Source organism: Paenibacillus solani, assembly GCF_050475945.1.
Taxonomy (GTDB): domain Bacteria; phylum Bacillota; class Bacilli; order Paenibacillales; family Paenibacillaceae; genus Paenibacillus_AQ; species Paenibacillus_AQ solani_A.
In genome coordinates this window covers 1-9235 of sequence record NZ_JBCMXJ010000019.1, presented here as the reverse complement: position 1 = coordinate 9235, position 9235 = coordinate 1, and the positions used below count along the sequence as shown (strand labels likewise).

The following is a 9235-nucleotide window of genomic DNA, read 5'->3' as shown; positions in this document are numbered from 1 at the left end:
ACTGGATCCTTCATCGAGATCAACAACTCTAATGATTTTTTACGCTCTTCGCCGATTTCTTATAACGTCTCTCGTATTCACGACGCGACCCTGCCTTAGATAGCTCTTATCGTAGGCTGGGTCGTGTGTCGTCTGAGCCTCTTCCATGATTATAAATCTGACGACCTAGGGGCGTAAGCCCCGCAGCGTGAATGCGATGTTATATGATGCCGGTGCCACCTTGAATTACGTCCAATACTGTTCCTCTATCTTTTCCTCATTATTTCGTGAGTCAATGTATTCATAAGGTCCTACAATCTCTATTTTATTAGTTTCAAAAAAACCAAAAATTCTTTTGCCTTCTTCGATTAATTCTTGTCTGTATTGTTTGATAAAACTGTCCATTTTTTCTGGTTCGTCCAACTGTAAATCATAATCAAACACAATAAATTTCAATGCAATGATTCTTAGGAACGAGTAACCTTTACAATATGCGTCATAGATTTTCCTACAGCAATTAATGAAATCTTCTTCTGAAGAGAAAAGTCTTTTTAAGGTATCTCTTATCTCAAATTCATATATTGATCTATAGTCTAGGATTTTTATCAGTACGGGTTCTAATTCGTCCAATACAAATTTTGATTTATAATTTAAGTTGACTAACATGAAATACGTTTCAATTCCTAATTCCTTTTCAAGTCGCTCTTCATTGTCGTACAACCAGCTTTCAAATTCTTGGATCGACGTTGTATTTTGTAGAACTGAAATTAAATAATCTGCAATTTCTTGATTTAGCACTTCCATGAATATCATCCTTAAATATGTTTTTGCACCGGTTTCACATAACGTCTTATGTGTTCACGAACCCGAGAACCTTAAGCCCCAACGGGGCGGCCGCAACGCGGTTAGGTTCACAGGGTTGTCCGCCTGAATCAACTTCCTTGAAATGCATCGAGCGGACCGAGCAGCCGTAAGGCTGCGATGCGTGAAAACGATGTTATGTGATATTGCAGCCATCCTGAATAACTTTCACATCTCTCTTAATTTCTCTAAAGAACTTTATTATTCTATTAATATTGTCCTGATTCTTTCCATAATCAATTACAGTTGTCTTAACAATCGGTCTACTTGTAATCAGCACCTTATACTTATTTTCGTGGATATGATCCAATTTAAACAAAATTAAATCACCCCATGTATACCAAGTCATTCCTGCCTTTGCCTTTAATATTCCCTCTTGAATATTAATTTCCTCGATCTTGCATTTGATAATGTTACTTAGTGAGTTTTCACAAATGACTAATATATCTTGTTTAGAACCTTCTATCACTATTTCTGCAGTATTAATGATTTTCACATTTCCCTTTTTTTGTCCAAGTTTCTTTAGCTTTATCCTCTGAATTACTGATAAAATTGTTGTCATTAATAGTCCAAATATAATTCCCGAAATCACTCCATTATTTAAATTTGAATAAACATCCTCACTATAGAACAACCCCATAATAATTCCATAAGGTATAGATGTTGAAAAAAATAATATGAACTTTTGTTTCATCTACGAGTTCCCCCTACCCCTAATTAATTTGCTGCAATATCGCATAACGTCTTTGTATTCACGAACCCGAGAGGCTTAAGGCGCGAATGAGCCGGATGGCTTCGCCACTTAGCGTTGGCAGGGTTGTTCGCCTGAAATCACCACTAGCTTTATCCTCATCGGGCGAATCCAGGAGCCGTCAGGCTCCGCAGCGTGAATGCTATGTTATAAGATGTTGGTGCCCTCATGAGATAACAACTAAATTAGTAATTTAAGCTTTTATATTATTTAATTGTTTTAACATTCCATCTTGATATTCAACCATGTGTAGTAATGCACCTACAACCACCCAGTTAAACCATGAGTATCCCTTAATAACAATTTCTAAGTCTCTATCTGGTATCATAAAATCAACAGTCGCCTTTGGATGAACAATACGATGCCTAATTTTTAATGCCTTATTAAACAACTCCCACCCACCATCGCTCAAATCTAATTTATAACCAGTAGAGTTTCGCATATACATATTTAGAGCAAATCTAAAGTTGTCTGCTGTTGGAAGAAAGTTATTTCTACTGACAGCCTCAGCCCTATTATTAAGAGTGTATGATTCTTCTTTTAATAGAGCAATCTCTGCTTCAGTGTATATATTTCTATTTATATCTGGTCTATCCAAACACTTTTGTTTCAAAACATAGGTTAATGCTTCAACAGCGGCAAAGACTGTTCTGATATAACACCTTCTATTATATTGATTATCTTCAGCTCCAAGTAACTTAAATGCAGAATCCACATCAGTAAAGGCTAAAATTATCAATTCTTTAATGTCATCTTCCTCTTTAAGATCACTCATTAATTATATTCTCCTCATAATTGAATTAAATGTTGTTTTCATCCTGTTCTTTGCGACAATTTCTTATAACGTTCCCGTATTCATGAACCCGAGAGGCTTAAGGCGCATAAGCGCCGGGTCGCCAGACTTAGCCTCGCAGGGTTGTCTGCAGCTAATAACTTCCTCACCTTAACTTCTGCAGACCAAGGAGCCGAGCCTTTAGGGTCCGCAGCGTGAATGCTATGTTATATGAAGGAACCGACCTCTTCGAATAACTACAGATCTTATCTCGTATTACCTTCATATTTACTGTACTTCTGGATCCAACCGTCCTCAGTGAACAACTCTCCATGAAGTCCATCACTTTCTACAGCTATATCTATATCATTCACTTTAATCTTTATTCTTTTATTCATGTCTTGTTCTTCTTGTATCTTAAAAAGAAAATCGTGTATACCACTATCAATACTATTTATTAAAACTCGTTGTATAATCTCTCTTTGATCTTTATTAAATTGGTTGTAATCTTGTATTAGTCGTTGAGTAGACGGGCTCTTCAGGAGTCCAGCATTAATCATCTCAAACCTTTCAATAATCTTGTCCCTTAATTCTTCCATTAAAAATTCCCCGAATATATCAAGCACTTCGTTGTTCATCTTTTTCGTCCTTTCGGTTCTTTCATATAACGTTCCTGTATCCACGACGTCCCACCGACTTAAGCGACCAACGGGAGCGGCCGCGATGCGGTTAGTCGGTGCGGATGTGTCCGCCTGATTATGCTTCCCTGCCAATCCCCTTCGGGCGGACCGAGGAGCCGCCAGGCTTCGAAGCTTGGATATGATGTTATGTGATGTACGTCTCTTCCTGTTATTGCTTAATAAATTCTATTAGGTACTTCTGCAATGCAGGTAATGATTCAAGAAATCCATCCCGGATACTTACCAATGTAGTTAATGTCAGAAATTTATCTAAATCATCAAAGACTTTGAGGTTCTCTTTCATTATGATTAAATTGTATGATGGCTTGTTTGTAACATCTACTGCTATATACGGTGCCCCGTTATGTATAAAGAAATTTCGGCTGTCATCCAATTGTTTAAACCAAGATGCGTCTATTCCTGAATCTCTGAGTATTCTTGCTTGTAACCTTCCCACTTGTCCTTGATCTATTGACTGACCTTTCGCTTTAAATAATTCAATTATGAATTTACTAAGCAATTCACAGCATGAGTTAATCTCGAATAAAAACGCATCAATATCAATTAACAAATCAAGTTTTAGATCATCATCGACATACAATCCATAAGCTTCATGATCATTAGTGTTTACATGTTCATCTTTGTGTCCGATTACCACTTCATTTAATCTTTCTAAATCCTCTGTCATCCGTCTAAAAAGTCTAATTATCATGTCAATTCTGATAGAAATTGCCATAGCACTTTCATAAAATTCATCAGTAGGTTCTTCTATTTTTGAAATCTTAATTGCTTCATTAATTTCATTTTGAATCGGTAGAACCCACTTGTTAATGAAAATACATTCAATATGGATCCACTCACTGATCATCAAAATTATTCCGCTCCTTTAAAAGATTTAGACGTATTTCACATAACGTTCCTGTATCTACGAACCCGAGAGGCTTAAGGCGCGAATGCGCCGGGTCCCACGGACTTAGCCTCGCAGGGTTGTGAGCTGAATCCGCTTCTCTGCTTGCCTCTTCTGCGAACCAATGGCCGAACGGCCCGAAGCGTAGATACTATGTTAAGTGATGTATTCGTCATCCTCGATCAAGCTTCAGATAATGTTCCTAATTTCGTATATCTTTGTAAACAAATTCTTTATATTTCATAAATCCTTTGTTCTTATAGAAACTCCTAGCTACTTCATTGTTCACCCAATAATCTAATTCAATTTTATTTACTTTATTACTTTCAGCTACTTCAATAACTTTATTTATTAAACCATTTCCTACTCCCCTATGCCTAAATGCACTAAGGACATTCAGATGATGAATAAATAGAGATTGATACGCATTACGGAATGCACTTTCTTTATACTCTCGTAACTCCACCCAAGCATATCCCAATACTTGATCTTCTTCTCGCGCAACATAAAAGATAAATCTTGGGTCGTTTATGATTTGTTTAAAAAAAGTTTTCGCAGCATCGGGATCATATTGTTTAAAATACTCAGGATACATCTGTCTATGTAATTCTTGAACTTCCTGATTCAGCCTACTAATAAGCTCGTAATCATATGTTTGTAAAACTTCCATATCCCACCTCATATAAGCTTCTATTTAAAATGTTCTTACGAATATTTCACTTAACGTTACCGTATTCACGAACCCGAGAACCTTAAGGCAGCTTCAGCTGCCGGCCGCGACTGCGGTTAGGTTCGCAGGGGTGTCCGCCAGATTCAACTTCTCGAAATGCCTCGGGCGGACCAAGGGACGGCGCCAGCCGGACCGTTGCGTGAATATAATGTTATCTGAAGGCTTGGCCATCGAAGCATTTGCTTACTAATTATTCTTTAATATCTTGCAATAATATATTAATTCCATTTCATCATATTTGCGTCTTGAAAATTCAATGTAATTATTCTTGAGAAACAATTTTTGAGCAGGAATCTGTCTGCTTGTTGTATCCAATATTAATCTCGTATAACCTCTATATTCTGCAGACTTTTCTAGAGCGGCAAGAATCTGGCTACCATATCCTCTACCCTGAAATTCAGTCTTAACCCTAATCCGTTTGATTTCCGCTGTTATTTCATCTACTTTCCTATATGCACCCATACATATGAGATTTCCATCTACGGTTCCGACAAGGAAATCACCATTAGCAATATATAATTCTTCAATCTTGTCTAAATCTTTATCTAAAACTGGGTCACCAATACTTGCACCAAATTGATTTAATCCGTCGATATGTAATTTCTTTATTATTTCTTTATCAGTACTTTTAAATTGCCTAATTATAAATGAAATGTTTATCAGCCCTTTTCAATAGTTTGCCAAGCTTTCAGATAACGTTTGTGCATTCACGAAATGACCCAGCCTTAGATAGCTCTTATCTTAGGCTGGGTCATTTGTTGTCTGAGCTTCTTCAATGATTATACATCTGCACAACCAAAGGGCGATAGCCCTGAAGCTTGAATGCTATGTTAGCCGATGTACCATGACTTCTTGTAGTACCCACGAGATCATATATTTATGTTATTCTTGAAAATTTTGTTATCCATTAATCCTGTTCTTATTTCACTTTTGTTATATTTCATATTACACTTTTTTAGGTAACAATTAGTTTCTTTGACAATAGAACTAACAATTTTTTTGATTAACTCTAACTCTTCAATTTGGATAATATCTAATCCATTATTTTTAAGTTCTTTATAATAGGGATGAATAAATCTATATGCTACGGCGAGCTTTAATAAATCTTGAGATGCATAAGCACCTTTATTTATTATTAACTCAGCAATCGATAGTTTATTAAATTCAGTTACCGCATCTTTGATTTGAATAACCACATCTTCAATCGAAGGATCCATCGAAATAGTGTGATGCTCACGATGAATTTCAATAAATGGTACTTCATCATACCCCTTTTGAACTTTTGAATAATGTCTCAAATATTCTGATTGAGCTACTATCGCATATAATTCCAAATATAATTCTCTTAATTGAATGTAACTGTGATCTCTTATAAACTTATTTGTGCTGTCAAGCCAATCAAACCAATTCTTAAATTTACTAGATAATAAAGTTGCCACAAAAGTAAGTGTTGCTGTAGTTATAGCAATCATTAGTGTTTCTTTAAAGGTCACATAAATTTCTCCTTCTCATGGTATTTCGGCTAACGTTCTTGTATTCACGAACCCGAGAGGCTTAAGGTCCACCAGGACCGGGTGGCTCCGCCACTTAGCCTCGCAGGGCTGTCTGCTGACTCCATTCCCTCGAAAATCCTCTTGCAGACCAAGGGTCGTCAGGCCCGCAGCGTGAATATTATGTTATCAGAAGCTTCAACTTCCTTTGAGCTACATTAAATCTATCTCTCTAATTATTTGTTGTATTTCTTGTTTGCTTACTTCAGGAAATATGTTGTTTATAATGTTTACATGCTTATCAATAATCCGTTGTGAATAAACACCGTTTCGACTGACTCTCTCTAAAGATCTTGATAAGCTTTCTTTTATAAACTTTTTAGGGTCGAATTCATTTGAGTTTTGATTAGACTTTATAATTGAATCTATTCTGGGAAGCAAATAGGATACGCTCATTAAGATTCTCCATATGTCATCTACAGTATCTTCTATATCATCTACTGTACTTTCTACATTGCTCGAATTACTATCTGCATTATCAGCACTTGAATAAATATCATCCAAAGTTTCAGAAACTTTTTTATCAAAAGCCTGAAGTTCCTTGATCATGGTACTGGTCTCTTTAAGCACTTGTTGCTTTGTCTCATTAAGATTTCTTTCTAATTCTGTTGTAGCCTCTTTAAAACTATTAACAAATTTATTTCTTTCACTCTCCATAAATAATGAAAGCAATTCACTAGGATACAAGGAACGCTTTTGTCCATCTCCTCTAATACGGTATGTTCCTCCATCTGTACAATAAGGTTTGAATTCACCACTTAAAATCTCAATAACATAAATCCCAGCTCCATCAATCTCTGTAGAAATAATCTCTAAGTTAACCGGTGGTCTACAACTCTGCGCTTTATTTAAGATTGATAATTTATCTTTGTCACTGATTTGACAACCAGTAACTGTTCCAATTTGTTTTCCTTGATTATCAGAATCATCTTTTACACCGATTAGTATTACTCCACCAGTTTTAGAGTTGGCAAATGCAACAATATCTTCGGACTTCAAACCTGAAAGCGACTCTTTGAATTCGATTTCATATCCTTCTTCTTTATTAATTATTTTTAATAGCTCTTGTCTGCTAAACATCTTTAGTCATCCTTTACTGAAGTTTCTGATAACGTTATTGTGTTCACGACATCCCACCGACTTAAGGCCACAACGTGGCCGGGCGCGATGCGCTTAGTCGGTGCGGATGTGTCCAGCTGCTCCCGCTTCATCGAAATGCCTCTGCTGGACCGAGGGGGCTTGTCCCCCGATGCGTGAACATTGTGTTATACGACGTAGTTCACTTCTCCGATTTATCTAGAATCTTAGCCTTAAAGTCAACCCTAGTTGAATCGCTATTAATCTTCTTCCTTATTACCTTTATTCTGAAGTTTGAAGATTGCAAATAACTTGTTAGTGCCTCCATAAATATTGAATAGTCGTGTTTAAATGAGTTAGTTATCATTCCAATAGCTTTACCTTGGTTGTTTTTCACAACTAAAATTGCTATTCTACCCTTTACATCTCCTAAAGACACTTCATATTCTTTATTTACTTGAAGCTCTTCATTAGCAAATTCAAAATCAAAAGCCCCATCAATTAATCCGGATACTTCAATAAAACCTTTTCTACTTAACATCGCTTCTATAATATTTTTATTATCTTCTAAATTTTCTTGAAAACTTGATTCAATTCTTCTAACTATCTTTAATTGATTAGGAAGTGTTTCAATCAATCCCTTTAATTCATTATTGAGTTGATCTACTTTTTCACTATTATTATCTAAATAGTTTTGTTGTTCCTGTAACTTATTTAACTCTTCTTCTTTCTGCTCGATTTTGTTAAAGTTATCAATTTCTTCGCCAATAATATCTGCCCAGTCTGCAATTGAAGACTTAATTGTTTCTCTGATAAATATTGAGTTTGTTTCTATACTTTCCAATTCTCTTCTTACGTCCTCAGAACCAGCACTCATTTTATTATGTGTTCTATCAATCAGCATATTTACTGCTTTTTCAATCTCTTTAATCCTGCGATATGCAGACAGCGCAAATCTTTTTTGACTTTGTTCAAATTCATTTTTTGTAGATATTCTAGTTACTAACCAACCAAAAATAATAGAAAAAATAAACTGTAGAACACTAAACAGAGTCTGTTCAAGTTTAGTTGATGTTTCCGAAGTATTTACAATCTGAAGAATGATTGTGACTACCAGCAATATACCAAAAACTAAACCAGCTACTTGAGATAGATTCCATCGTTTCATGTTTTATTCTCCTTTTTTAAATGAACTATGTCGTATAACGTTCCTGTATCTACGAACCCGAGAGGCTTAAAGGAGCAAAGCGACTGGGTCCGACGGACTTAGCCTCCAAGGGTTGTTCACTGATTCTACTTCTTTGCTTATCGTTCTTGTGAACCAAGGGTCGAATGGCCCGCAGCGTAGATACTATGTTATATGATGGATAGGCCATCATTGATTTAGCCAACAAAATCATCCGGTGCCCATACTGCAATATCATTCCCAGGACAACAAACGATTTCCCATATTTCATCTTTGTTTGTATTCCCCCATACCCCTAATTGCCAGCTTTCGTATTTATCATTATGTCCATTAACGTAAAGAACTTCGCCAGATTCGAATACAATAATTAGAGTCGGTACATCACTCGATAACCATAAATCTACTACTTTCTTCATTCTAAGTTCGCAAATTATCTTTGAACTCTCTATCCAATCCAGTTCAGGTAAAGTTTCTGCTGTTGGAAAGACCTCTGGCAGGGAAGGAAGCACTGCAAACTTTCCTTCAATATTTAAATATATTTGTCCATCTATTCTAGCCTTATTTACTTCATTTTCAGCAAATAATATCTTAAGTCCATAGAAGTTAATCCCCTCAATATATGAACCAACGCACAAGTATTTTAAAGTCTTATCTGCAAGATCTTTTAAAGATTTCTCCATAGAGACACCTCATTGAAATTATTCATTGCCTATCTTTCATATAACGTTACTGTATCCACGAC

General features: G+C 36.0%; 11 protein-coding genes. All 11 read right to left on the bottom strand.

Features of this window, described 5'->3' with window-relative positions; genetic code table 11:
* Window positions 1-225: 225 nt before the first annotated feature.
* The gene (locus tag ABEQ74_RS25000; RefSeq protein ID WP_430124937.1) at window positions 226-783 is read right to left on the bottom strand and encodes a hypothetical protein; all 558 of its coding nucleotides are present in this window, start codon (window positions 781-783) and stop codon (window positions 226-228) included.
* 193 nt (window positions 784-976) lie between these two features.
* A complete protein-coding gene (locus ABEQ74_RS24995) occupies window positions 977-1534 on the bottom strand; it encodes a hypothetical protein (protein ID WP_430124935.1) in 558 nt (185 codons plus the stop codon).
* Between the two features lie 250 nt (window positions 1535-1784).
* The gene (locus ABEQ74_RS24990) at window positions 1785-2366 is read right to left on the bottom strand and encodes a hypothetical protein (RefSeq protein ID WP_430124934.1); all 582 of its coding nucleotides are present in this window, start codon (window positions 2364-2366) and stop codon (window positions 1785-1787) included.
* A 263-nt stretch (window positions 2367-2629) separates the two neighbouring features.
* The gene (locus ABEQ74_RS24985; RefSeq protein ID WP_430124933.1) at window positions 2630-3046 is read right to left on the bottom strand and encodes a hypothetical protein; all 417 of its coding nucleotides are present in this window, start codon (window positions 3044-3046) and stop codon (window positions 2630-2632) included.
* 166 nt (window positions 3047-3212) lie between these two features.
* Window positions 3213-3914 carry a hypothetical protein gene (locus tag ABEQ74_RS24980; RefSeq protein ID WP_430124932.1) on the bottom strand — a complete coding sequence of 234 codons (702 nt, stop codon included), beginning with the start codon at window positions 3912-3914 and terminating at the stop codon, window positions 3213-3215.
* Between the two features lie 238 nt (window positions 3915-4152).
* A complete protein-coding gene (locus ABEQ74_RS24975; RefSeq protein ID WP_127590626.1) occupies window positions 4153-4620 on the bottom strand; it encodes a GNAT family N-acetyltransferase in 468 nt (155 codons plus the stop codon).
* A gap of 246 nt (window positions 4621-4866) precedes the next feature.
* Window positions 4867-5193, bottom strand: coding sequence for a GNAT family N-acetyltransferase (locus tag ABEQ74_RS24970; protein ID WP_430124939.1), 327 nt, complete (start codon window positions 5191-5193; stop codon window positions 4867-4869).
* Window positions 5194-5549: 356 nt separating this feature from the next.
* A complete protein-coding gene (locus ABEQ74_RS24965; RefSeq protein WP_430124931.1) occupies window positions 5550-6173 on the bottom strand; it encodes a hypothetical protein in 624 nt (207 codons plus the stop codon).
* Between the two features lie 210 nt (window positions 6174-6383).
* Window positions 6384-7310, bottom strand: coding sequence for an AlbA family DNA-binding domain-containing protein (locus tag ABEQ74_RS24960; protein ID WP_430124930.1), 927 nt, complete (start codon window positions 7308-7310; stop codon window positions 6384-6386).
* Window positions 7311-7509: 199 nt separating this feature from the next.
* On the bottom strand, window positions 7510-8475 hold the full coding sequence (locus ABEQ74_RS24955) for a hypothetical protein (protein WP_430124929.1): 966 nt from the start codon (window positions 8473-8475) through the stop codon (window positions 7510-7512).
* A gap of 215 nt (window positions 8476-8690) precedes the next feature.
* Window positions 8691-9173: a hypothetical protein gene (locus ABEQ74_RS24950; RefSeq protein ID WP_430124928.1), complete on the bottom strand. Its 483-nt coding sequence runs from the start codon at window positions 9171-9173 to the stop codon at window positions 8691-8693.
* Window positions 9174-9235 lie beyond the last annotated feature (62 nt).

Excerpts from the sequence above, each read along its gene's own strand:
- ABEQ74_RS24995 (WP_430124935.1), bottom strand. The coding sequence starts at position 1,534 with ATGAAACAAAAGTTCATATTATTTTTTTCAACATCTATACCTTATGGA.
- ABEQ74_RS24960 (WP_430124930.1), bottom strand. The coding sequence starts at position 7,310 with ATGTTTAGCAGACAAGAGCTATTAAAAATAATTAATAAAGAAGAAGGA.
- ABEQ74_RS24950 (WP_430124928.1), bottom strand. The coding sequence starts at position 9,173 with ATGGAGAAATCTTTAAAAGATCTTGCAGATAAGACTTTAAAATACTTG.
- ABEQ74_RS25000 (WP_430124937.1), bottom strand. The coding sequence starts at position 783 with ATGGAAGTGCTAAATCAAGAAATTGCAGATTATTTAATTTCAGTTCTA.
- ABEQ74_RS24955 (WP_430124929.1), bottom strand. The coding sequence starts at position 8,475 with ATGAAACGATGGAATCTATCTCAAGTAGCTGGTTTAGTTTTTGGTATA.
- ABEQ74_RS24975 (WP_127590626.1), bottom strand. The coding sequence starts at position 4,620 with ATGGAAGTTTTACAAACATATGATTACGAGCTTATTAGTAGGCTGAAT.
- ABEQ74_RS24990 (WP_430124934.1), bottom strand. The coding sequence starts at position 2,366 with ATGAGTGATCTTAAAGAGGAAGATGACATTAAAGAATTGATAATTTTA.